Here is a 22,815-nt window from a genome sequence, read left to right as displayed (position 1 = left end):
CGATCTCCCATTCACACGGCTTCCAGTTCCACCAAAGCGCTGCCTTCGCCGACCATTTCACCTTCCTGGCAATACAGCGCTTTGATCACCCCCGCATGGGGCGCGCGAATGCTGTGCTCCATCTTCATCGCCTCCAGCACCACCAGTTGCGCACCGGCCTCGACCGATTGCCCGGCCTCCACCAACACCCGCACGATGCTGCCGTTCATGGGGGCAGTCAGACCGCCTTGATGGCTGTGGATGGCGTCGACGGCGCTGATCGGGTCGAACATCTGAATACGCCGCAACTCGCCGTCCCATTGCAGGTGCAGCGAATCGCCCTGACGAATGGCGCGCAAGGTGCGACGTACGCCATCGTGCTCGACGACCAATGCTTCATCCGACAGTTTGGCGTTGCCGGTGCTGCTCAAGGTCAACGCCCGATCCTGACCTTCGCAGCTCAAATGCAAAGTGATTTCCGCCGGCAACCCCGCGCGCAAACCTCTCTTCAAAGCCCACGGCGAACCCAGGTCATCCGCCCGAACAGCGCCCGGCAAACTCTGCGCGAACGCCTGCGCTGCGGCCTGCCAGAACTCATCGCTCAACGCACGCGGCGTCGGTAACAACTGTTCCTGATAACGCGGAATAAACCCGGTATCCAGCTCGGCAGCGGCGAACGCCGGATGCGCGATGATCCGCCGCAGGAAGTTGATGTTGGTCTTCAAACCGCCAATCGCGAACTCATCGAGCATGCTCAACAGCCGCAGGCGCGCCTGCTCGCGATCCTCGCCCCAGGCGATCAGCTTGCCGAGCATCGGGTCGTAGAACGGCGAAATTTCATCGCCTTGCTCAACGCCGCTATCGACCCGACGCCCCGGTCCGGCGGCCGATTCGCGGTAAAGCTCCAGGCGTCCGGTGGCGGGCAGGAAATCATTCGACGGATCTTCGGCATACAGCCGTACTTCAATCGCATGGCCATTGAGCGGCACCTGATCCTGGGTGATCGGCAGCGCTTCACCGCGCGCCACACGAATCTGCCACGCCACCAGATCGAGGCCGGTGATCGCTTCGGTGACCGGATGCTCGACCTGCAGGCGCGTGTTCATCTCCATGAAGAAGAATTCGCCTCGCGCATCCAGCAGAAATTCCACTGTACCGGCGCCGACATAACCGATGGCCTGCGCCGAACGCACCGCCGCTTCGCCCATGGCCCGGCGCAGTTCCGCGGTCAGGCCCGGCGCCGGGGCTTCTTCGACGACCTTCTGATGCCGGCGCTGGATCGAGCAATCACGCTCGTTGAGGTACAGACAGTTGCCGTGCTGGTCAGCGAACACCTGGATTTCCACGTGACGCGGTTTGAGCAGGTATTTCTCCACCAGCATCCGCGAATCGCCGAACGACGACTGCGCTTCACGTTGCGCCGAAGCCAGGGCTTCGGCCAGTTGGCTGACGTCCTCGACCACTTTCATGCCTTTGCCGCCGCCACCGGCCGTGGCTTTGAGCAGCACCGGATAACCAATGCGTTCGCAGGCTTCGCGGAACGTATCGAGATCCTGCGCCTCGCCGTGATAACCCGGCACCAGCGGCACACCGGCGGTTTCCATCAAGGCCTTGGCGGCAGACTTGCTGCCCATGGCGTCGATGGCCGAGGCCGGCGGACCGAGGAAAATCAGCCCGGCCTGTTCAATGGCACGGGCGAAGCCGGCGTTCTCCGACAGAAAGCCGTAACCCGGATGAATCGCCTGCGCACCGCTGGCCTTGGCCGCCGCGATCAGCATGTCGATTTGCAGATAACTGTCAGCGGCTTTGCTGCCGCCGAGATCAACGCGGATATCCGCTTCGCGACTGTGCCGCGCTTCGCGATCGGTGGCACTGTGCACGGCGACGGTGGTCAGGCCCAGCGCCTTGGCGGTGCGCATGACCCGGCAAGCGATTTCGCCACGGTTGGCCACCAGCAGGGTGGTGAGAACAGGTGCGCTCATCAACGCGGCTCCTTGGTGGTGGTTGCGGCTTGCCAGCTCGGCGCACGCTTTTGCAGAAAGGCGCGCAAGCCTTCCTGGCCTTCAGGGCTGACGCGGATCCGGGCGATGGCGTTTTCGGTGTAGCGGCGCAGCGCCGGGGTCAGCGCACCATTGCCGACTTCGCGCAGCAGATCCTTGCTGGCGCGCATCGCGGCGGGGCTGTTGAGCAGCAGGTTGTCGATCCATTGCTCGACGGCTTGATCAAGCTCGGCGGCCGGGTAGCTCTCGGACAACAAACCGATTTCCCGCGCCCGCTGCCCGCCGAAGCGCTCGGCAGTCAGCGCATAACGACGCGCCGCACGTTCGCCGATGGCCTGGACCACGAACGGACTGATCACCGCCGGCGCCAAACCGATGCGCACTTCCGACAGACAGAACTGCGCATCATCGGCGCCAATCGCCATGTCGCAGCAACTGATCAGCCCCAGCGCGCCGCCGAACGCCGCGCCTTGCACCACGGCCACGGTCGGGATTTTCAGCTTGGCGAGGTTGTACATCAGCTCCGCCAGCTCGCGGGCGTCGTCCAGATTGGTGTGGTAATCGAGTTCGGCCGATTGCTGCATCCACGCCAGGTCAGCGCCGGCGCTGAAATGTTTGCCGCGCCCGCGCACCAGCAGGAAACGCAGGCTGGCGTCGCTGGCAACCTTGTCCAGCGCCAGAATCAGTTCGCGGATCATTTCGGCGTTGAACGCGTTGTTCTTTTCTGCACGATTGAGCCACAGGGTGGCAAAACCCCTTGGATCGTTGTGCAGTTCGAGGGTGTTGAAATCGCTCATATTCTTCCGTCTCCACGGTTCTTGTGGGAGCTGCCTGTGGGCCTGGATTACGATTGCTGCGCAATCGAACGGGAGCAAGCTCCCTCGCCACACAGGCTCGCTCCGACAAAAAGCATCACATCCGGAACACGCCGAAGCGGCTCGGTTCGATAGGCGCGTTCAACGACGCGGACAAGGCCAGGGCCAGCACATCGCGAGTCTGCGCCGGGTCGATGACGCCGTCGTCCCACAGCCGTGCGCTGGAGTAGTAGGGGTGACCCTGCTCTTCGTACTGGTCGAGGATCGGCTGCTTGATCTCGGCTTCCTGCGCGGCGCTGAAGGCCTGGCCGCTGCGTTCGGCCTGCTCGCGCTTGACCTGCACCAGCACACCCGCCGCCTGTTCGGCGCCCATCACGCCGATGCGCGCGTTCGGCCACATCCACAGGAAACGCGGATCGTAAGCGCGCCCGCACATGCCGTAGTTGCCGGCGCCGAAGCTGCCACCGATGATCACGGTGAATTTCGGCACCTTGGCGCAGGCCACGGCGGTCACCAGTTTCGCGCCGTGCTTGGCGATGCCGCCGGCCTCGTATTTCTGGCCGACCATGAACCCGGTGATGTTCTGCAGGAACAGCAGCGGAATGCCGCGCTGGCAGGCCAGTTCGATGAAGTGCGCGCCTTTTTGCGCGGCTTCGGCGAAGAGGATGCCGTTGTTGGCGAGGATCGCGATCGGGTAGCCGTGCAGGTGGGCAAAGCCGCACACCAGCGTGGTGCCGAACAAGGCTTTGAATTCATCGAACACCGAACCGTCGACCAGCCGCGCAATCACTTCGCGCACATCGAACGGTTGCTTGGCGTCGGCCGACACCACGCCATACAACTCGTCGCTGGCGTACAGCGGCGCAATCGGCGTGCGCTGCTGCACTTCGCCGAGCTTGCGCCAGTTGAGGTTGGCGACGCTGCGGCGGGCGAGGGCGAGGGCGTGTTCATCGCTCTCGGCGTAATGGTCGGCCACGCCGGAAATCTTGCAGTGCACATCGGCACCGCCAAGGTCTTCAGCGCTGACCACTTCACCGGTCGCGGCTTTCACCAGCGGCGGGCCAGCGAGGAAAATCGTCGCCTGATTGCGCACCATGATCGCTTCGTCCGCCATCGCCGGCACATAGGCACCGCCCGCGGTGCACGAGCCCATGACCACGGCGATCTGCGGAATGCCCATGGCGCTCATGTTGGCCTGGTTGAAGAAGATCCGACCAAAGTGTTCGCGGTCCGGGAACACTTCGTCCTGGCGCGGCAGGTTGGCGCCGCCCGAGTCCACCAGATAGATGCACGGCAGGCGGTTCTGCTGGGCGATGGTCTGCGCGCGCAGGTGCTTTTTCACGGTCAGCGGGTAGTACGAGCCGCCTTTCACCGTCGCGTCGTTGGCGACGATCATGCACTCGACACCTTCGACCCGGCCGATCCCGGCAATCACCCCGGCGGCCGGCACGTCTTCGCCATACACGGCGTGGGCGGCGAGCTGGCTGATCTCGAGAAACGGCGAGCCCGGATCGAGCAGGCGATTGATGCGTTCACGCGGCAGCAGTTTGCCGCGCGAGGTGTGCCGTTCCTGGGCTTTCGCGCCACCACCCTGCGCCACCTGGGCGAGCAGGGTGTGCAGGGCGTCGACCTGTTCAAGCATCGCTGCACTGTTGGCGGCGAACTCCGCTGAACGTGGATTGAGCTGGGTATGCAGGATAGCCATGTGCAGCTCCGTTTAGCGGGTTTCGTTGAACAGTTCGCGGCCGATCAGCATGCGCCGGATCTCACTGGTACCCGCGCCGATTTCATACAGCTTGGCGTCACGTAACAGACGCCCGGCCGGGAATTCGTTGATGTAGCCGTTGCCGCCAAGAATCTGGATCGCGTCGAGGGCCATTTGCGTGGCGCGCTCGGCGGTGTAGAGGATCACCCCGGCGGCGTCCTTGCGCGTGGTTTCGCCGCGCTCGCACGCCTGGGCCACTGCGTACAGGTAGGCGCGGCTGGCGTTGAGCTGGGTGTACATGTCGGCGACTTTGCCCTGGATCAGCTGGAATTCGCCGATGCTCTGGCCGAACTGCTTGCGGTCGTGGATGTACGGCACGATCAGGTCCATGCACGACTGCATGATCCCGGTCGGGCCGCCGGACAGTACGACGCGCTCGTAATCGAGGCCGCTCATCAGCACTTTCACACCGCCGTTGAGCACGCCGAGGATATTTTCTTCCGGCACTTCGACGTCATCGAAGAACAGCTCGCAGGTGTTTGAACCGCGCATGCCGAGCTTGTCGAACTTGTTGCTGCGGCTGAAGCCTTTCCAGTCGCGCTCGACGATGAACGCGGTGATGCCGTGCGGGCCTTTTTCCAGGTCAGTCTTGGCGTAGATCACGTAGGTGTTGGCGTCAGGGCCGTTGGTGATCCAGGTCTTGCTGCCGTTGAGCACGAAGCGGTCGCCGCGTTTGTCGGCGCGCAACTTCATCGAGACCACGTCGGAGCCGGCGTTCGGTTCGCTCATGGCGAGGGCGCCGACGTGTTCGCCGCTGATCAGCTTCGGCAGGTATTGGCTTTTCTGTTCGTGGTTGCCGTTACGGTTGATCTGGTTGACGCAGAGGTTGGAGTGCGCGCCGTAGGACAGGGCCACCGAGGCCGAACCGCGGCTGATTTCTTCCATCGCCACCACGTGCGCCAGGTAACCCAGGCCCGCGCCACCGTACTCTTCCGGCACGGTGATGCCGAGCAGGCCCATGTCCCCGAATTTGCGCCACATGTCGGCCGGGAACAGGTTGTCGCGGTCGATCTGCGCGGCGCGTGGGGCGATCTGATCGGCGACGAAGGACTGAACCTGATCGCGCAGCATGTCGATGGTTTCACCGAGGGCGAAGTTCAGGGATGGATAGCTCATGGGTCACCTTTTGGCTTTTTTGTAGGTTGGGAGGGCGGTCGAACGGCTCTCACCTTTACGTTAACGTAAGCCTGCGATGATTGGCTGTCAATCACCCTTTACGTTAACGTCAACTTGGGCGAGAGTAGGGGTAGTTCAGAAAGACCGGTGTCGCTCTGTGTGGCGAGGGAGCTTGCTCCCGCTCGAGCGCGAAGCGGTCGCAAAATCGGTAATCGCGGTGTGTCAGGTTGCACCCGCATGCTGATTTGACGACTGCTGCGCAGCCGAGCGGGACGGTGCGACGATTCGACAAGCTCCCTCGCCACAGAAGAGCTTCGCTCCTACAAAAAAGACAACAGGGGTCATCATGGATCAACCCAGTGCAAACCCGCAGCGCAGCTACACCCGTGGCTCCCAGGACAAAGCCTTGCTGGCGATGACCATCGGGCAGAAGTTCGATCAGACGGTTGCGCAACACCCGCACAGCGAGGCCCTGGTCGTACGTCATCAGCAATTGCGCTACACCTGGCTGCAACTGGCCGATAGCGTCGACCTGCACGCCAGAGCCTTGCTGGCGCTGGGTTTGCAGGCCGGTGATCGGCTCGGCATCTGGGCGCCGAACTGTGCGCAGTGGTGCATCACACAAATCGCCACGGCGAAGATCGGCGTGATCCTGGTCAACATCAACCCGGCCTATCGCAGCTCCGAACTGGAATACGTGCTCAAGCAGTCCGGTTGCCAGTGGCTGGTCTGCGCCGGCGCGTTCAAGTCCTCCAACTACCACGCCATGCTGCAAGGGCTGGTACCACAACTCGCCGAGCAATCCATCGGCCAATTGCGCAGCGAACGTCTGCCGGATTTGCGTGGGGTGATCAGCCTCGACGCACAGCCACCGTCGGGCTTCCTGCCGTGGTCGCAACTGGCCGATCTGGCGAGCAGTGTGACGCCCGACCAGTTGCGTGAACGCAGCGCCAGCCTGCACTTCGATCAACCGGTGAACATCCAGTACACCTCTGGCACCACCGGTTTCCCCAAGGGCGCGACCCTCAGTCACTACAACATCCTCAACAACGGTTACATGGTCGGCGAAAGCATCGGCCTGACCCCGAGCGACCGCCTGGTGATCCCGGTGCCGCTGTATCACTGCTTCGGCATGGTCATGGGCAACCTCGGCTGCATCACCCACGCCAGCACCATGATCTACCCCAACGACGCGTTCGATCCGTTACTGACCCTGCAAACCGTCGCCGAAGAACAAGCCACCGGCCTGTACGGCGTACCAACCATGTTCATCGCCATGCTCGATCAGCCACAACGCGCCGAGTTCGACCTGTCGAGCCTGCGCACCGGGATCATGGCCGGGGCGACTTGCCCGATCGAAGTGATGCGCCGGGTCATCAGCGAGATGCACATGAGCGAAGTGCAGATTGCCTACGGCATGACCGAAACCAGCCCGGTGTCGCTGCAGACCGGGCCGAACGATGAACTGGAATTGCGCGTGACCACCGTCGGCCGCACCCAGCCGCAACTGGAAAGCAAGATCATCGACGAGGCGGGCAATCTAGTGCCGCGCGGCACCATCGGTGAGCTGTGCACCCGCGGTTACAGCGTGATGCTCGGTTACTGGAGCAACCCGCAAGCCACGGCCGAAGCCATCGATGACGCGGGCTGGATGCACACTGGCGACCTGGCGAGCATGAACGATGAGGGCTACGTGAACATCGCCGGGCGCAACAAGGACATGATCATTCGCGGTGGCGAGAACATTTACCCGCGTGAGCTGGAAGAGTTTTTCTTCACCCACCCGGCGGTGGCGGACGTGCAGGTGATCGGCATTCCGTGCTCGCGTTACGGTGAGGAGATTGTCGCCTGGATCAAATTCCACCCCGGCCACACGGCGTCCGAGCTGGAGCTGCAAACCTGGTGCAAGGAGCGCATCGCGCACTTCAAGACGCCGCGGCATTTCAAGTTCGTCGAAGAGTTTCCGATGACGGTGACGGGCAAGATTCAGAAATTCCGGATGCGTGAGATCACTATCGAAGACTTAAAAACAATCGAACGGTAACCACCACCCCTGTGGGAGCTGGCTTGCCAGCGATTGCGGTAGATCATTCAACATTGATGCTGGCTGACCTGACGCTATCGCTGGCAAGCCAGCTCCCACAGGGATGTTCGGGGATTCGGGAATCGCAGAAAGCACAAAGGGGAGCCGAAGCTCCCCTTTAATTTTGTCGTCGCGTGCTCTTTTTTATTATTGAGGGGCGGTCTGTTGTTGTTTTTGGCAACCGTGGCCCTTTACCGCTGTTTTTGGCGACCCCCATCCGGGGTCAAGAGCAAACGTATTTTTTTGAGCGCTGATCTGCTTTCTCGTCAAACGATCCAACCGATTCGGGAGCTACCTGAAGGTAGTTTTATTGTTCTCTGCCCGGTTGCGGGTCACTCCTGAGAGCACCCTGAAAAGCACACCTTCTCCAAAAAAATCTGTTAGCTGCGTCTCTGCCGTGTTGTTTTTGTTATGTCAGAGTCGGTACGTCTTATTTTTATTGGTTTGCTGCTTTTTATTCTTGTTATGCCATAGAGATAGCAGAAGCCGTGCCAACTTTATAAAACCCTTTTAAATCAATTGCTTGAGATTTTTGAAGGATTTTTCCTTCAGGGCAAACCAGACAATTTGTTTCCGTGTTACTCGACTGTGCCCACGTTTCGGACACAGCGGTAACACCTTCGCCCTCACTGGGCGTTACGGGCCTTGGCCACGCGCGAACCGGTGGGACGACCCAGCACGGCACTTATCTGCTGGCCGGCGGCAATCAGCGCATCGAGGTCGATACCGGTCTCGATACCCAGGCCATTGAGCAGGTACACCACGTCTTCGGTGGCGACGTTACCGCTCGCGCCTTTGGCGTACGGGCAGCCGCCGAGGCCGGCGATAGAGCTGTCGAACACCGCAATGCCTTCCAGCAGGCTGGCATAGATGTTGGCCATGGCCTGGCCGTAGGTGTCGTGGAAGTGCCCGGCGAGTTTGTCCCGTGGCACTTGCGCCGACACCACTTCGAACAACCGCCGGGTCGCGCCCGCGGTGCCGGTGCCGATGGTGTCGCCGAGGGACACTTCGTAGCAGCCCATCGCGTACAGCTCACGCGCGACCATCGCCACTTGCTCCGGCGCCACTTCGCCTTCATAAGGGCAACCGAGCACGCAGGACACGTAGCCACGCACGCTAACGCCATGTTGTTTCGCCGCTTCCATGATCGGCGCGAAGCGCGCCAGGCTTTCGCTGATCGAGCAGTTGATGTTGCGCTGCGAGAACGCCTCGGACGCGGCGGCGAACACCGCGACTTCTTTCACGCCGGCAGCCAGCGCGTCTTCAAAGCCGCGCAGGTTCGGTGCGAGTGCGCCGTAGGTGACGCCAGGCTTGCGCTGGATTTGCGCGAACACTTCGGCGGATCCGGCCATTTGCGGCACCCATTTCGGTGAGACAAAACTGCCGACTTCGATGTAACCCAAACCGGCGGCGCTCAGGGCGTCGACCAGTTGCACTTTGTCAGCTACGCTGATCGGTTGGGCTTCGTTCTGCAGGCCATCGCGCGGGCCGACTTCGATCAGGCGTACTTGGGAGGGGAGGGACATGGGATTGACCTGCTCTTCTGAATTCGAGGTGAACCCCTGTAGGAGTGAGCCTGCTCGCGATAGCGGTGAGTCAGATAGTATTTGCTCGACTGACACTCCGCTATCGCGAGCAGGCTCACTCCTACAAGGGATTGGTGTTGTTTGCTAGCTCGCCTGCTGACCCTTGAGCGTCTGCTCCAACGCCTGCACGCAGCGCTCTTCCGCAGTGTCGAGTTCCAGCTTCATCTGTTCGATGTCGAGTAGCTGCTGTTCGAGCTGTTCGCGGCGCTCGCTGATTTTCGCCAGCATGCTGTTGAGCTGTTTGGTGTTACCGCTGGACGGGTCATAGAGCTCGATCAGCTCACGGCATTCGGCCAGCGAGAAACCGATGCGCTTGCCGCGCAGGATCAGCTTCAGGCTGACCTTGTCGCGCGGTGAATAGATGCGTTCCTGGCCACGGCGCTCGGGGCTGAGCAGGCCTTGTTCTTCATAAAAGCGGATCGCCCGAGTGGTGATGTCCAGCTCGCGGGCGAGGTCGGAAATGCTGTAGGTCTGGCTGCTCATGAAAGCGCTCGGAAAAAGGTCTTGGCGCTAAGCTAATGGCGAGTTGACGTTTACGTCAAGCAGGAAGGATCGTTGTTGTCAGAGCCGGCCTCTTCGCGAGCAAGCTCGCTCCCACAGGATCAGTGGCGCGCACAAGTCCATGTGGGAGCGAGCTTGCTCGCGAAGAACGATAACGCGGTTGCCAGCCTTACACCTTATCGAGCTTCTTCTCCTGCGCCGCCGCCTGCTGGCACAACTCGATGATCTGCTCGCGCATCCAGCGATTGGCCGGGTCCTGATCGGTGCTTTCATGCCAATACAGGTGAGTCTCCAGCGGCGGCACGTCGTTGACCGGCAGGTTGAACGCATGCAAGTCATTACGCCGGGCAAAGCGCTCGGGCACCGTCATCACCATGTCGGTCTGCTGCATGACCTGCGACGCCATCAGATAATGCTGCGAGCGCAGAGCGATCTTGCGCTGAATGCCCATTTTGCCCAGCGCCAGATCCACATAGCCCAGCCCGCTGCGGCGACTGGATATATGGATGTGGGTCAGCGACAGATAGTCATCCAGCGACAGTTTCTCCTTGCCCGCCAGCGGATGGCCCTTGCGCATCGCACAGACGTAACGGTCTTCCATCAGCTTGACGTGACGCACCTGCGGGTCGGTGTTGAGCGGCGCATCGACGGCGAAATCCAGGCGTCCGGCGGCCAGTTCCTTGGTGGTCTCGCGGCGTTTGGACAGAAAGCTTTCGATGATCACCGTCGGCGCCAGACGCCGCAAACGCTGGAACAGCGGCGGCAGGATCACCGCCTCAGTCAGGTCGGTCATGCTGATGCGGTAAGTCTTCACTGCCTGCGCCGGGTTGAAAATCCGGCTCTCCTGCACCGACACCCGCAGCAGTGACAGCGCGTTGCGTACCGGGCCGATGATGTTCTGCGCCATCGGTGTCGGCACCATGCCCTGGGCGGTGCGCACGAACAGCGGATCGTTGAAGGTCTCGCGCAACCGCGCCAACGCGTTGGACACCGCCGGTTGGGTAATCCCGACAATCTGCCCGGCGCGGGTCAGGTTGGCTTCGGTGTAGATCGCGTCGAAGACGATGAAAAGGTTGAGATCGACCTTACTCAGATTCATAACGCGGCTTCTCTTGTTCTGTGGGCTGACAATCAGCGGATCATATATCGGTGATGAATGTTTATACACGCCGAGAATAGGCTAGGTAAATTATCCGCGCTGTTCTAGCATCGATTGCATGATCTGAACAACCTCTGCCTAAAGAAGGTAATTGCTCATGGATTTCGCTTATTCGCCCAAGGTGCAAGAACTGCGTGAGCGCGTGACCGCGTTCATGGACGCTTACGTTTACCCGGCCGAAGCCGTGTTCGAACGCCAGGTTGCCGAGGGTGATCGCTGGCAGCCGACCGCGATCATGGAAGAGCTCAAGGCCAAGGCCAAAGCCGAAGGCCTGTGGAATCTGTTCCTGCCGGAATCGGAACTCGGTGCCGGCCTGACCAACCTCGAATACGCCCCGCTGGCGGAAATCATGGGCCGTTCGCTGTTGGGGCCGGAGCCGTTCAACTGCTCGGCGCCGGACACCGGCAACATGGAAGTGCTGGTGCGCTACGCCAACGAAGAGCAGAAACAGCGCTGGCTCGAACCGCTGCTGCGCGGCGAGATCCGCTCGGCGTTCGCCATGACCGAGCCGGACGTGGCCTCGTCCGACGCCACCAACATGGCCGCTCGCGCCGTGCGTGATGGCGACGAGTGGGTGATCAATGGCAAGAAGTGGTGGACTTCCGGCGCCTGCGATCCGCGCTGCAAGATTCTGATCTTCATGGGCTTGAGCAACCCCGACGCGCCGCGCCATGCCCAGCACTCGATGATCCTGGTGCCGGTCGACACCCCCGGGGTGAAAATCGTCCGCCCGCTGCCGGTGTTCGGCTACGACGATGCCCCGCACGGGCATGCCGAAGTGTTGTTCGACAACGTGCGCGTGCCGTACGAAAACGTCCTGCTCGGTGAGGGAAGAGGCTTCGAAATCGCTCAGGGTCGCCTTGGCCCGGGGCGGATTCATCACTGCATGCGCTCGATCGGCATGGCCGAGCGTGCGCTGGAATTGATGTGCAAACGCTCGGTGAGCCGCACCGCGTTCGGCAAACCGTTGGCGCGTCTGGGCGGTAATGTCGACAAGATCGCCGACTCGCGCATGGAAATCGACATGGCACGCCTGCTGACCCTGAAAGCGGCGTACATGATGGACACCGTCGGCAACAAAGTGGCGAAGAGCGAGATCGCGCAGATCAAGGTCGTCGCGCCGAACGTGGCCCTGCGGGTGATCGACCGGGCGATCCAGATCCACGGCGGGGCCGGGGTCTCGAATGATTTCCCGCTGGCCTACATGTACGCCATGCAGCGCACCCTGCGCCTGGCCGACGGCCCGGACGAAGTGCACCGCGCGGCGATCGGCAAGTTCGAGATCGGCAAGTATGTGCCGAAAGAGATGCTGCGTAACGAGCGCTGATCCAGTACCGCGTCATCGTTCATCGCTGGCAAGCCAGCTCCCACAGGTTTGTGTGGTGTTCACAAACTTTGTGTTCACTGGAAATTTCTGTGGGAGCTGGCTTGCCAGCGATGACGTAAGCAGGTTCAACAGATCAACATCAGGCTCAATACACCCAAACCTCAACCCGCCGATTCTTGATCCTGCCTTCATCCGCACTGTTCGCCGCCACCGGCATCAACGCGCCAAACCCGCGCACCTCGCGCAGCACCACGCCGTTCTTCACCAATTCACGGCGCACCGCCATCGCCCGCAGCTTTGACAGCAGGTCGGCGCGGGCCGGATCGTCTTTCTCGTCGCCAAACCCCACCAGCGTCACCGCGCGCTCGGTCTTGTCGTGGCGCTGTATATAGTCGAGCACCCGCGCCAGATCCTGCCGCGCCTTGTTGTCGAGGCTGGCGCTGCCTTCTTCGAAACGGAAATTCACCGTCAGACGCTGGGCGTGGCGGCTGAGGGATTGATAACCCTCGGGCATCAGCGCATTCGGGGTGACGGTCATCGCGTGCACGGTCTGACTGATGAAACCGTTGGCCGCGACAATCCTCTGGCCCTGTGGGCTTTGCGCAAACGCCACCAGTGCCAATGCCCACGGATTCTGGCTATTGGGCGGCAGATAAAAGATCAGGCGCCGCGACAGCGGATAGTCCTCAGTGGCAATCAGGCTGTTGAGCGGCAACATCGATTGCGATGCGCCGTCGGCAATCGCCACGGCTTTGGCCTGACGCACATACGGCAGACCGATGAAACCGATACCCTGCGGATCACTGCTCACCGCGTCGGACAATTGCTCGCTGGATTCGAAGCGTTTCGCACTGGAACTCAGACTTTTCCCACGCCGACCCAGCACCAGTTCCTTGAACGTGTCGTAAGTGCCGGACTGATCATCCCGCGCATATAAATGAATCGCGCCGCCGCGACCGCCGAGGTCTTCCCAGGTTTTCACCTCACCGCTGAAGATCCGCGCCAGTTGCTCGGTGTCCAGTTGCTGCAGTGGGTTGCCGGGGTGAAGGATGATCGCCAGGCCGTCGATGGCAATCACCTGCTCGGCGGCGGCGCTTTTCAGATCGCCGAGCGCTTGCAGGCTGAGCAGTTCGCTGTCCTTGATCGGTCGGGAGGAGGCGGCGAGGTCGGCACTGGCGCTTTTCAGCGCGGTGAACCCGGTGCTGGAACCGTGGGCGGCGACTTCAATCACCACCCGTTTGCCTTGGGCAGTCTGGCCGACGATGTGTTGTTCGTTGGCGGCGTCGGGGTTCTCGCGGTGAATTTTCAGCAGGCCCTGGTCTTGCAGAAAGCCTTCGACCAGCGCCGGGCCGAGATCGGCGCCAATGGTGTTGGAACCCTGAATGCGCAATGCCGGGCCGTTTTCAGGGATGGGCAGGGTGGCGGCACTGACCGTCAGCCATGCACTCGACACAAAAGCGAACAGAACACGCAGGGTCATGCCGGCACCGAATCAAGCCAAGGGGATTGCCGGGGAGATTAAGTCAGGCGCATGACCAAAACATGACAGTGATCCAATGTAGGAGTGAGCCTGCTCGCGATGGCGGAGTATCAGCCAATAAACACATCGACTGATCCACCGTCATCGCGAGCAGGCTCACTCCTACAAGGTTCTCTTAAAGCTTGAGATCAGGCCAGCTCAAGCCAGATCGGCGCATGATCCGACGGTTTTTCCATGCCGCGCAGTTCATAGTCCACGCCCGCATCCTTGACCCGCGGCAGCAAACCATGGGACGCCAGGATCACATCGATCCGCAGACCGCGTTTCGGTTCGTCTTCAAACCCACGGCTGCGGTAGTCGAACCAACTGAACATGTCGGTCACGTCCGGGTTCAGGTGACGGTAACTGTCGGTCAGGCCCCAGTTTTTCAGGCGGGCCATCCACTCGCGTTCTTCCGGCAGGAAGCTGCATTTGCCGGTTTTCAGCCAGCGCTTCATGTTGTCCGGGCCGATGCCGATGTCGCAGTCTTCCGGGGAAATGTTCACATCGCCCATCACCACCAGCGGCTGTTCGTTGTGGAACTGGCTTTCCAGCAGGGTTTGCAGGTCGCTGTAAAAACGTTGCTTGGCCGGGAACTTGGTCGGGTGGTCGCGGCTTTCGCCCTGTGGGAAGTAGCCGTTCATGATGGTCACCGGCACGCCATTGGCGTCGGCGAAGGTGCCCCAGATAAAGCGGCGCTGGGCGTCTTCTTCATCGCTGGCGAAGCCTTTGTGAATGGCGATCGGTTCATTGCGCGAGAGCAGGGCGACGCCGTAATGACCTTTCTGGCCGTGGAAATAAACGTGATAGCCCAGCGCACGCACTTCTTCGAGCGGGAACTGGTCATCGTGGACCTTGGTTTCCTGCAGGCCGATCACGTCCGGCTGATGCTTTTCGATCAGCGCTGCCAGCTGATGCGGACGGGCGCGCAGTCCGTTGATGTTGAAGGAAACAATCTTCATGGTCGGCAGTCCTGGCAAAAGGGCGATGCTAGCTGACATGTGGGATGGGGGCCAGTGTGGGGTGGGAGAAATCATTTTCATCTGTGGGATGGGTGGTGCCTGGATGGGCCTCATCGCTGGCAAGCCAGCTCCCACAGTGTCCATGTCGGACAAACAATTCATGTACACCCGAAAAACCTGTGGGAGCTGGCTTGCCAGCGATGAGGCCCGCCCAGTCGATGAAGATCCCGAGTTGGTCTATACCTGTGGGGAACTGCGCCACCCGCAAAAGGTTCGTACCAACAAGAGCGCAGTCATTTGAGCCGCGCCCCGGGGGAGAATCACCGTTATGCCTGAAACCCAGACCGCCATCGCCGACATCCACATGCTCGACCGCGGTTACTCGCGCGAAGCCCGCTCGCTGCTGTATCAGGCCTATCGGCACGAGCCGACCTTCGGTTACCTGTTCGAGGCCGAGCGGCCGGGCTACGAGCAGCGCGTGCGGGCCACGGTGCGTGAACTGGTCAAACAGCATTTTCTGCAGGATCAGCCGGCCATCGGCCTGTTGGTCAACGACCGGCTGATCGGCATCGCCCTGATCGCGCCGCCGCAGCGTCGCCTGGGCATCACCGAGAGTTGGGCCTGGCGTCTGCGCATGGTGCTCAGCACCGGATTTCGCTGCACTCGGCGCTATCTGGAATACCACGATGCCGTGGCCGCCTGCGTGCCCAGTGATTCGGTGCACATGCTGCCGCTGCTGGGGATTCATCCGCAGTTTCAGGGCAAACACTTCGGTGAGCAGTTGCTGACCGCTGTGCACAACTGGTGCGCGGTGGACGAAACCTCCCAAGGCGTGGTGCTCGACACCGGCAACCCGCGTTACCTGGAATTCTATAAACGCCAGGGCTACGAAGAGATCGGCGAAGTGGCCGTCGGCCCGGTGCGCGAGCACGTGTTTTTCCACGCCAATCCGCAGGTGTTACAAACTGCAACAGCATAGCGATCGAACTTCTTCGGAAATTTCCTGTTCTATCACGCTCCCAAGCCCGTGATAGCATCCGCGCCTATGAAGTTTCCAGGAAGATTTACCAGTGGCGTGCTCATGCTGTTAACCAGCTGCGCGGCGCTGGCGCAAAGTGAATTGGACGTGCGGATCAAACCGTCCAACGACGAACTCAAGGCCAATATAGAAGGCTATATCGGCAGCCTCGGCGACCGTGACGAACAAGCCTTGCTGCGCTTCAGTCGCGGGGCCGAGGAGCAGGCGCGCAAAGCCGCGCAGGCCTTGGGTTATTACCAGCCGCAGATCGACAGTGACGTGAAGGGCGGCGAAAAACCGCGCCTGGTACTGAACATCGATCCCGGCGAGCCTATTCGTCTGCGCAACGTCACCATCCGCGTCGACGGGCCTGCCGCCTCCCTCAAATCCTTTCGTGTGCCGAGCAGTGACACGCTCAAGTCCGGCGCCGTGCTCAACCACGGGCGTTATGAAGACGCCAAACGCCTGATCCAGAACCAGGCCTCGCGCTTCGGTTTCTTCAGTGGTCATTTCACCAGCCAAAAACTCCTGGTCGATCCGCGTGCCGGGGTGGCCGATGTCGAATTGATCTACGAAAGCGGCCCGCGTTATGCGTTGGGCAAAGTCAGTTTCGAGGGCGATACGCCGTTCGACGAAGACCTGCTGCAACGTATGGTGCCGTTCAAGGCCGGCGATCCGTATGACTCCGAGCTGATTGCCGAACTCAACCGCGACCTGCAATCGAGCGGCTATTTCGAAGGCGTGCGCGTCGATGCGGCGCCGACGGCAGCGAAAAACGACGTGATTCCGGTCGACGTCAAACTCGACACGCGCAAACCACGGACCATGGGCCTGGGCCTCGGTTATTCGACTGACGTCGGCCCGCGGATCAAGGCCAACTGGACACGCCACTGGGTCAACCCGCAGGGCGACAGTTACGGCTGGGAAGCCGAATTGTCGGCGCCACGGCAGAACGTCGGGTTGTTCTATGACATCCCGCTCGACCCGCCGCTGACCGACAAACTGCGCTGGGCCGGTGGTTATCAATACGAAGACATCGACGGCTCCGACACCCTGAGCAAGCTGCTGACGTTTGGCCCGGAATGGCACAGCAAGTTGCCCAGCGGCTGGCAGCGAGTGATCTCGCTGAAATGGCAGCGCGAAGAATATGAACTTGGCGACGACTCCGGCCTCAGTACCTTGCTGATGCCCGGCATCAGTTACTCGTACCTGAAAAGCGACAACCGCATCGACCCGCACAACGGCTATCGCCTGACCTTCGAAAGCAAAGTGGCGAAGGAGGGCCTCGGTTCGGACAACAACCTTTTATATGGCACGGCGTTGATCAAAGGCCTGACCACGGTGTTCGACAACCACCGCTTCCTCGGTCGGGTGCAGGTCGGCGGCAGCGCCACCAATGGTTACAACTCGGTGCCGCCGTCGCTGCGCTTCTTCGCCGGTGGCGATCAGAGCGTGCGCGGTTACGACTACCAAAGTCTGTCCCCGGAGAACTCCAAGGGCGACCGCATCGGCGGCCGCTACATGGTCGCCGGCAGCGTCGAGTACCAATATTCGATTGCCGAGAAATGGCGGATCGCGACCTTCGTCGATCAGGGCAACTCTTTCAACAAACTCGAACTGCCGAACCTCAAGACCGGGGTCGGTATCGGTGTGCGCTGGGTCTCGCCGGTGGGGCCGATCCGCCTCGACCTGGCCCACGCACTGGACGACGACGGCGGCATCCGGCTGCACTTTTCCATGGGGCCTGAGCTGTGAAGCGTGGTTTGAAAATAACGGCACTGGCGTTGTTGGCGCTGGTGCTGTTGGTTGTATTGAGCATCGCAGCCGTACTCGGCACGCAAGCCGGCAGCCGTTGGGCGCTGAGCCTGGTGCCGGGTTTGAGCGTGGAGAATTTCCAGGGTCGCCTCGGCGGCCAATGGAGCGCCGACCATCTGCTGTGGCAACAGGACAGCAGCCGGGTCGAGCTGAGCAAGCCGATTTTCGCCTGGTCGCCGTTGTGCCTGACCCGCATGACTTTGTGCATCGAACAGCTCAAGGCCGATCAGGTGATTCTGCAATTCCCGCCGAGTGAAGAAACCACCGACAGCGGCCCGATCAAACTGCCGGATCTGCAATTGCCGCTAGGCATCGAGCTCGGTGACGTGCAAGTCGGCAGCCTGCTGTTCAACGGCAGCGAGCAACTCAAGGGCCTGCAACTGGCGGCGCACTGGACCGCCCAGGGCATGCAGATCGACAGTGTGAAACTACAGCGCGACGACCTGAGCCTGAACCTCTCCGGCCTGCTGCAACCGACCGGCAATTGGCCGCTGAACATCGCCGGTGACCTGAGCTTGCCGTCCCCAGGCACAGGCCCCTGGACGCTGGCGCTCAAAGTCGACGGTGATCTGCTGAAAACCCTCAACCTGCACGCCGACAGCCACGGTTACCTCGACGGCCAGTTGAGCGGCGAACTGCAGCCGCTGGCAGAAAACCTGCCGGCCAAGGTGCGCATTACCAGCGACGCGTTCAAACCGAGCGCCGATTTGCCGGACACCCTGCAACTCAATCAACTGGTTTTGACCGGCGAAGGCGATCTGAAAAACGGTTACCAGTTAAACGGCAACGCCACGCTGCCCGCCGATAAAGGCCCGGTGGCGCTGCTGCTCAAAGGCAAGGTCGATGCCAGCGGCGCGCAGATCGCCGGCCTCGACCTGACGGCCAACGACAAGCAAAGCCTCAAGCTCACCGGCAGTGTCGACTGGAGCAAGGGCCTCACGGCGCAAGCCAACGTCAACTGGCAGGATTTCCCGTGGCATCGGCTCTATAACGAAATCGATGAGCCGCAAGTCGCCTTGCGTACCTTCACCGGCGAAGTCTCCTACACCGACGGTCAGTACCTCGGTAACTTCGCCGCCGATCTCGATGGCCCGGCGGGGGCGTTCAGCCTGAGCAGTCCGTTCAGCGGCAGCCTGAAGCAAATCGCCTTGCCACAGCTGAAGATGGAAGCGGGGCAGGGCAAGGCTGAAGGGCATGTCAACGTGCAGTTCGCCGATGGCATCGCCTGGGACACGGCGCTGGATCTTTCTGCGTTGAACCCGGCGTACTGGGTTGCGGAGTTGCCGGGCACGCTGGCGGGGCCGCTGCGCAGCAAAGGCGAAATGAAGAACGAACGCCTGAGCCTCACCGCCGACCTCGACCTCAAGGGCAAACTGCGCGGCCAACCGGCGATCCTCCAGGCCAAGGCTGACGGTGCCGGCGAACAGTGGAACCTCAACGCCCTGCAAGTCCGCCTCGGCGACAACAGCATCAGCGGCAAGGGCAGCCTGCAACAAAAACTCACCGGGCAGATCGACATCAAACTGACGCGCCTGGCCCAGCTCTGGCCACAGCTGCGCGGGCAGGTCACGGGACAGGTCAACGTCGCCGGCACGCTGAAAGCACCGCAAGGCAAACTTGATCTGCAAGGTTCGCAACTGGCATTCCAGGACAATCGCCTGCAAAGCCTCAACCTCGATGCGACCCTCGACAGTGCGCAACGGGCGAAGATTGATCTGAAAGGCAGCGGCATTCAGGCTGGCGACACCAACCTCGGTGTGTTAACCGCCAGCGCCCAGGGCGACATCAAGAGCCAGAAACTCAACCTCGACCTGCTCGGGCCGAAGCTGAAACTGGCCCTCGGTCTGGACGGCAATCTGGACAAGGGCAACTGGCGCGGCCGTCTGGCCAGCGGCGATATTCAGGCCGGCGGCCAGGACTGGAAACTGCAGAGCCCGGCCAAACTCGAACGCCTCGCCGACGGCAAGATCAACTTCGGCGCGCATTGCTGGATGTCCGGCAACGCCAGCCTGTGCGGTGAAGACCAGCGTCTGCTGCCGGAGCCGAAACTGCTTTACCACCTCAAGCAGTTCCCGATCGAAAGTCTGGCGCAATGGTTGCCGAAAGACTTCGCCTGGCAGGGCAAACTCAACGCCGACCTGCAACTGGACTTGCCGGCCAGCGGCCCGAACGGCGTGGTCAGCATCGACGCCAGCGGCGGCACCTTGCGTATGAAGGAAAAGGATCAGTGGCTGGACTTCCCGTACCAGACCCTGAAACTCACCAGCAAACTCACACCGAAGCGCATCGACACCGACCTCAACTTCGTCGGCGGCAAACTCGGCGAGTTGATGGTGCAGGCGCAGCTCAACCCGCTGCCGAAAAACAAACCGCTGAGCGGTTCGTTCCGTCTCAGCGGACTGGACCTGTCGGTGGCGCGGCCGTTTGTGCCGATGGTCGAGAAGCTCACCGGGCGCCTGAACGGTAGCGGGACGATTTCCGGCGGGCTGCTGGCGCCGCTGGTCAACGGTACGGTCAAACTCAGCGACGGCGAAGTCTCCGGCGCCGAACTGCCGATGGAACTCAAGAACCTGCAGCTGCAAGCGGTGATTGCCGGCGAATCGGTGCGCCTGGACGGCGGCTGGAACAGCGGCAAGACCGGGCAGGGCAGCCTCAATGGCAACGTCGCCTGGGGCCAGGCGCTGATAGTCGATCTGGCGCTCAAGGGCACGCAATTGCCGGTCACCGTCGAGCCGTACGCCAAGCTTGAAGTGGCGCCAGACCTGAAGATTTCCATGGCCGGCGATGAGCTGAAAATTGCCGGCAAGGTACAGGTGCCGCGAGGCGAAATCACCGTGCGTGAACTTCCGCCGTCAACGGTAAAGGTTTCCGACGACACGATCATCGTCGGGGCGCAGACCGAAGAGGGCAAACCACCGCTGGCGATGAAGATGGACATCGACGTGGTGGTCGGCGAAGACAAACTGAGCTTCGCCGGGTTCGGCCTGACCGCCAACCTGCAAGGTCACGTGCACATCGGCGACAACATGGACACCCGTGGCGAGCTCTGGCTCAACGACGGCCGTTACCGCGCCTATGGCCAGCGCCTGAACGTGCGTCGTGCGCGGCTGCTGTTTGCCGGCCCGATCGATCAGCCGTATCTGGACATCGAAGCGATCCGCCAGACCGACGACGTGATAGCCGGTATCCGCCTGAGCGGCAGCGCCGAGCAACCGACCACGCAAATCTTCTCCGAACCGGCCATGAGTCAGGAGCAGGCGTTGTCCTACCTGGTACTGGGGCGTCCGCTGAGCACCAACGGCGAAGACAACAACATGCTCGCGCAAGCGGCGTTGGGCCTGGGCTTGATGGGCAGTTCCGGGGTCACCAGCGGCCTGGCCAAAGACCTGGGGATTCAGGACTTCCAGCTCGACACCCAAGGCAGCGGCAACACCACCAGCGTGGTCGCCAGCGGCAACATTTCCGAGAAGCTCAGTTTGCGTTATGGCGTCGGAGTGTTTGAGCCGGCCAACACCATTGCGCTGCGTTACAAGCTGAGCAAGAAGGTATATGTCGAAGCCGCCAGCGGTGTCGCCAGTTCGCTGGATATCTTCTACAAGCGCGATTTCTGAGAACGTGGCCAATAGCCGGGTCGTGACGCTGCGATCCGGTTTTTTCAGGATGTATTAGACTCACCGAACCCCCGAAAACCTTGCCGGTTGCGTCTATGGTTCGCTTGAGTATGGTCCTGCTCGGTAACGACTTCGTCCGCAAGCGTTGGTCCGCGCTGGCGCTGACCGGCATTGTCTGGGGCGCGGCCGGGGTGGCGATCTTTATCGATGCGCTGGATGGCGTTCTGTATTTTCCGCTGCATCTCTTCGGCTATCTGTTGTTGCTCGAAGCGCTGATCCTGCTGCTGGTGCCAGCCCCGCAAACCGGGACCGCTGCGGCCCTGCGTAAAGCGCGAGGTCTGGCGTTTCTCTTGCTGGGGCTGCTGATCGTTGACCGGCAACATGCTGCCGGGCTGATTCTGGCGGTGCTGTTTGGCGGGGCTTTCATCGTTGATGGGGTCTTCAGGCTGGCGGCTGCGGTGGTGGTACGTTTTGTCGGCTGGCAAGTGTCGCTGCTGGCCGGGTTGTTCGAACTCGGCTTTGGCGTGTTTATCCTTGAGCCGTATCCGACACTGTATAAGGGCACGGTGCCGTTCTGCATAGGCATGAGCCTGTTTCTCTCGGGCTGCGCGTTGTTGCGCCAAGCCGTGCGCTTCAGGCACCTGCCGCCGCTGACCGACCCTGCTGCGGTTAGTGCGCCGGCCAGCAGCGACGCATTGATCATTCATGTCTGGACCCCCAGCGGCACCGTCGATGACACTCTGGTGCGCAACCGCTTGCTCAATCGTTATATCGCAGCAGTCGACATCAACGGCGTGATCTCGGCCGGTCACGCGGCACTGGAATGTGGCCCGGACATTTACATCAGCCATTACCCGCTGGACGACATCGACCGCTCGGCGGGGGATTTCGTGCGGTTACTGCGGGCGACGCCGAACAACGATGTCGCCGGGCGGTTTCTGCCGGACTATGCCGGCGAGGTGGCGGACTGGTGCCCGTCTTCGGTTCAGGTCAGTTTTGCCCACTACGATGCCCGGCGATTGCAGGCGTTCTGGGTGGCTTATCGACAGAACGACACCTACAACCTCACCAGCCGCAACTGTTCCAGTGCGGTGGCCCATAGCCTGGAGGCGGCTCTGGAAGGCTCGATGAATCGCGGGCATTCGAGCATGCTCGATTTCGCCAGAGTGATACTCAGCCCCGAGTTCTGGGTGGCGGCGCAGGTGCGTAAACGCGCCGAAGTGATGGCGTGGACGCCCGGGCTGGTGCTCGACTATGCCCGGGCGCTGCATGCCGCCATCGAGCCCGCACCGCCGGGCTGGCACAGCATGTTTGCGGTGACCCGACGCGCCTGCGGTTATGCAGTCACGGCCTTGCGTGGGCGCGAAGTGCATCCCCTCCAGCCGCCGGCGGCTGCCCGTCCTTCCGATGAAGTCTGAACGCCTTTAAACCGGGTTGCCCCCAATCGCTGGCAAGCCAGCTCCCACAGGGTCAGTGGTGTACTCAAAATTCACGTACGCCATAGAAACCTGTGGGAGCTGGCTTGCCAGCGATAGCGTTCGCCCGCCAAACACAAAACC

General features: G+C 61.5%; 16 protein-coding genes. 7 read left to right on the top strand and 9 right to left on the bottom strand.

The genetic code is table 11. The features are described 5' to 3' along the window. Positions 1 to 11: 11 nt before the first annotated feature. From ACU680_RS13555 to ACU680_RS13540, 4 genes are all read right to left on the bottom strand, one after another. Positions 12 to 1,961, bottom strand: a complete 1,950-nt coding sequence (locus ACU680_RS13555; protein ID WP_448179695.1) for an acetyl/propionyl/methylcrotonyl-CoA carboxylase subunit alpha — start codon at positions 1,959 to 1,961, stop codon at positions 12 to 14. After that, the gene (locus ACU680_RS13550) at positions 1,961 to 2,776 is read right to left on the bottom strand and encodes a gamma-carboxygeranoyl-CoA hydratase (RefSeq protein WP_448179694.1); all 816 of its coding nucleotides are present in this window, start codon (positions 2,774 to 2,776) and stop codon (positions 1,961 to 1,963) included. Before ACU680_RS13550 ends, ACU680_RS13555 begins: the two co-directional genes overlap by 1 nt. 115 nt (positions 2,777 to 2,891) lie before the next feature. Further along, positions 2,892 to 4,499: a carboxyl transferase domain-containing protein gene (locus ACU680_RS13545; protein WP_139054542.1), complete on the bottom strand. Its 1,608-nt coding sequence runs from the start codon at positions 4,497 to 4,499 to the stop codon at positions 2,892 to 2,894. A 12-nt stretch (positions 4,500 to 4,511) separates the two neighbouring features. Beyond that, complete coding sequence (locus tag ACU680_RS13540) at positions 4,512 to 5,675, bottom strand: isovaleryl-CoA dehydrogenase (RefSeq protein ID WP_003223703.1); 1,164 nt, start codon at positions 5,673 to 5,675, stop codon at positions 4,512 to 4,514. Positions 5,676 to 6,021: 346 nt separating this feature from the next. Here ACU680_RS13540 and ACU680_RS13535 point away from each other — a divergent pair, with 346 nt between their 5' ends. Further along, on the top strand, positions 6,022 to 7,719 hold the full coding sequence (locus ACU680_RS13535) for an AMP-binding protein (protein WP_448179693.1): 1,698 nt from the start codon (positions 6,022 to 6,024) through the stop codon (positions 7,717 to 7,719). Between the two features lie 665 nt (positions 7,720 to 8,384). On the opposite strand, the gene ACU680_RS13530 is transcribed toward ACU680_RS13535, so the two are convergent. From ACU680_RS13530 to ACU680_RS13520, 3 genes are all read right to left on the bottom strand, one after another. Beyond that, complete coding sequence (locus tag ACU680_RS13530; protein ID WP_448179692.1) at positions 8,385 to 9,284, bottom strand: hydroxymethylglutaryl-CoA lyase; 900 nt, start codon at positions 9,282 to 9,284, stop codon at positions 8,385 to 8,387. 144 nt (positions 9,285 to 9,428) lie between these two features. Next, entirely contained in the window at positions 9,429 to 9,827 is a 399-nt protein-coding gene (locus tag ACU680_RS13525) for a MerR family transcriptional regulator (RefSeq protein ID WP_098968123.1), read from the bottom strand. Between the two features lie 187 nt (positions 9,828 to 10,014). Continuing rightward, positions 10,015 to 10,944: a LysR family transcriptional regulator gene (locus ACU680_RS13520; RefSeq protein WP_448179691.1), complete on the bottom strand. Its 930-nt coding sequence runs from the start codon at positions 10,942 to 10,944 to the stop codon at positions 10,015 to 10,017. Positions 10,945 to 11,101: 157 nt separating this feature from the next. On the opposite strand from ACU680_RS13520, the gene ACU680_RS13515 reads away from it, so the two are divergent. Continuing rightward, positions 11,102 to 12,331, top strand: coding sequence for an acyl-CoA dehydrogenase (locus ACU680_RS13515; RefSeq protein WP_367084113.1), 1,230 nt, complete (start codon positions 11,102 to 11,104; stop codon positions 12,329 to 12,331). A gap of 145 nt (positions 12,332 to 12,476) precedes the next feature. Here ACU680_RS13515 and ACU680_RS13510 read toward each other — a convergent pair whose 3' ends face one another. Together ACU680_RS13510 and xthA are read right to left on the bottom strand one after the other, a co-directional pair. Next, positions 12,477 to 13,811 carry a substrate-binding domain-containing protein gene (locus tag ACU680_RS13510; protein WP_448179690.1) on the bottom strand — a complete coding sequence of 445 codons (1,335 nt, stop codon included), beginning with the start codon at positions 13,809 to 13,811 and terminating at the stop codon, positions 12,477 to 12,479. 188 nt (positions 13,812 to 13,999) lie between these two features. Continuing rightward, entirely contained in the window at positions 14,000 to 14,812 is an 813-nt protein-coding gene (xthA, locus tag ACU680_RS13505; protein ID WP_007961102.1) for an exodeoxyribonuclease III, read from the bottom strand. Between xthA and ACU680_RS13500 the strand changes: the two genes are divergently transcribed. The 5 genes from ACU680_RS13500 to ACU680_RS13480 all read left to right on the top strand — a co-directional run bounded on the left by ACU680_RS13500 (position 14,811) and on the right by ACU680_RS13480 (position 22,674). After that, positions 14,811 to 15,113: a hypothetical protein gene (locus tag ACU680_RS13500; RefSeq protein WP_448179689.1), complete on the top strand. Its 303-nt coding sequence runs from the start codon at positions 14,811 to 14,813 to the stop codon at positions 15,111 to 15,113. The two genes, xthA and ACU680_RS13500, sit on opposite strands and share 2 nt — an antisense overlap. A 27-nt stretch (positions 15,114 to 15,140) precedes the next feature. Continuing rightward, entirely contained in the window at positions 15,141 to 15,791 is a 651-nt protein-coding gene (locus ACU680_RS13495) for a GNAT family N-acetyltransferase (protein WP_007961094.1), read from the top strand. 66 nt (positions 15,792 to 15,857) lie between these two features. Further along, positions 15,858 to 17,585, top strand: coding sequence for an autotransporter assembly complex protein TamA (locus tag ACU680_RS13490; RefSeq protein ID WP_448179688.1), 1,728 nt, complete (start codon positions 15,858 to 15,860; stop codon positions 17,583 to 17,585). After that, on the top strand, positions 17,582 to 21,256 hold the full coding sequence (locus ACU680_RS13485; protein WP_448179687.1) for a translocation/assembly module TamB domain-containing protein: 3,675 nt from the start codon (positions 17,582 to 17,584) through the stop codon (positions 21,254 to 21,256). The genes ACU680_RS13490 and ACU680_RS13485 overlap by 4 nt, the downstream gene beginning before the upstream one ends. A gap of 95 nt (positions 21,257 to 21,351) precedes the next feature. Beyond that, positions 21,352 to 22,674, top strand: a complete 1,323-nt coding sequence (locus ACU680_RS13480) for a hypothetical protein (protein ID WP_448179686.1) — start codon at positions 21,352 to 21,354, stop codon at positions 22,672 to 22,674. Positions 22,675 to 22,815: the final 141 nt, after the last annotated feature.

This window comes from Pseudomonas sp. LF020, assembly GCF_053456425.1.
The sequence above is the reverse complement of the archived record's forward strand: the minus strand, read 5'-3'. Positions and strand labels throughout refer to the sequence as shown.

Excerpts from the sequence above, each read along its gene's own strand:
- ACU680_RS13555 (WP_448179695.1), bottom strand. The coding sequence starts at position 1,961 with ATGAGCGCACCTGTTCTCACCACCCTGCTGGTGGCCAACCGTGGCGAA.
- ACU680_RS13525 (WP_098968123.1), bottom strand. The coding sequence starts at position 9,827 with ATGAGCAGCCAGACCTACAGCATTTCCGACCTCGCCCGCGAGCTGGAC.
- ACU680_RS13490 (WP_448179688.1), top strand. The coding sequence starts at position 15,858 with ATGAAGTTTCCAGGAAGATTTACCAGTGGCGTGCTCATGCTGTTAACC.
- ACU680_RS13480 (WP_448179686.1), top strand. The coding sequence starts at position 21,352 with ATGGTTCGCTTGAGTATGGTCCTGCTCGGTAACGACTTCGTCCGCAAG.
- ACU680_RS13535 (WP_448179693.1), top strand. The coding sequence starts at position 6,022 with ATGGATCAACCCAGTGCAAACCCGCAGCGCAGCTACACCCGTGGCTCC.
- ACU680_RS13510 (WP_448179690.1), bottom strand. The coding sequence starts at position 13,811 with ATGACCCTGCGTGTTCTGTTCGCTTTTGTGTCGAGTGCATGGCTGACG.
- ACU680_RS13515 (WP_367084113.1), top strand. The coding sequence starts at position 11,102 with ATGGATTTCGCTTATTCGCCCAAGGTGCAAGAACTGCGTGAGCGCGTG.
- ACU680_RS13545 (WP_139054542.1), bottom strand. The coding sequence starts at position 4,499 with ATGGCTATCCTGCATACCCAGCTCAATCCACGTTCAGCGGAGTTCGCC.
- ACU680_RS13530 (WP_448179692.1), bottom strand. The coding sequence starts at position 9,284 with ATGTCCCTCCCCTCCCAAGTACGCCTGATCGAAGTCGGCCCGCGCGAT.
- ACU680_RS13495 (WP_007961094.1), top strand. The coding sequence starts at position 15,141 with ATGCCTGAAACCCAGACCGCCATCGCCGACATCCACATGCTCGACCGC.
- ACU680_RS13550 (WP_448179694.1), bottom strand. The coding sequence starts at position 2,776 with ATGAGCGATTTCAACACCCTCGAACTGCACAACGATCCAAGGGGTTTT.
- xthA (WP_007961102.1), bottom strand. The coding sequence starts at position 14,812 with ATGAAGATTGTTTCCTTCAACATCAACGGACTGCGCGCCCGTCCGCAT.
- ACU680_RS13520 (WP_448179691.1), bottom strand. The coding sequence starts at position 10,944 with ATGAATCTGAGTAAGGTCGATCTCAACCTTTTCATCGTCTTCGACGCG.
- ACU680_RS13500 (WP_448179689.1), top strand. The coding sequence starts at position 14,811 with ATGGTCGGCAGTCCTGGCAAAAGGGCGATGCTAGCTGACATGTGGGAT.
- ACU680_RS13540 (WP_003223703.1), bottom strand. The coding sequence starts at position 5,675 with ATGAGCTATCCATCCCTGAACTTCGCCCTCGGTGAAACCATCGACATG.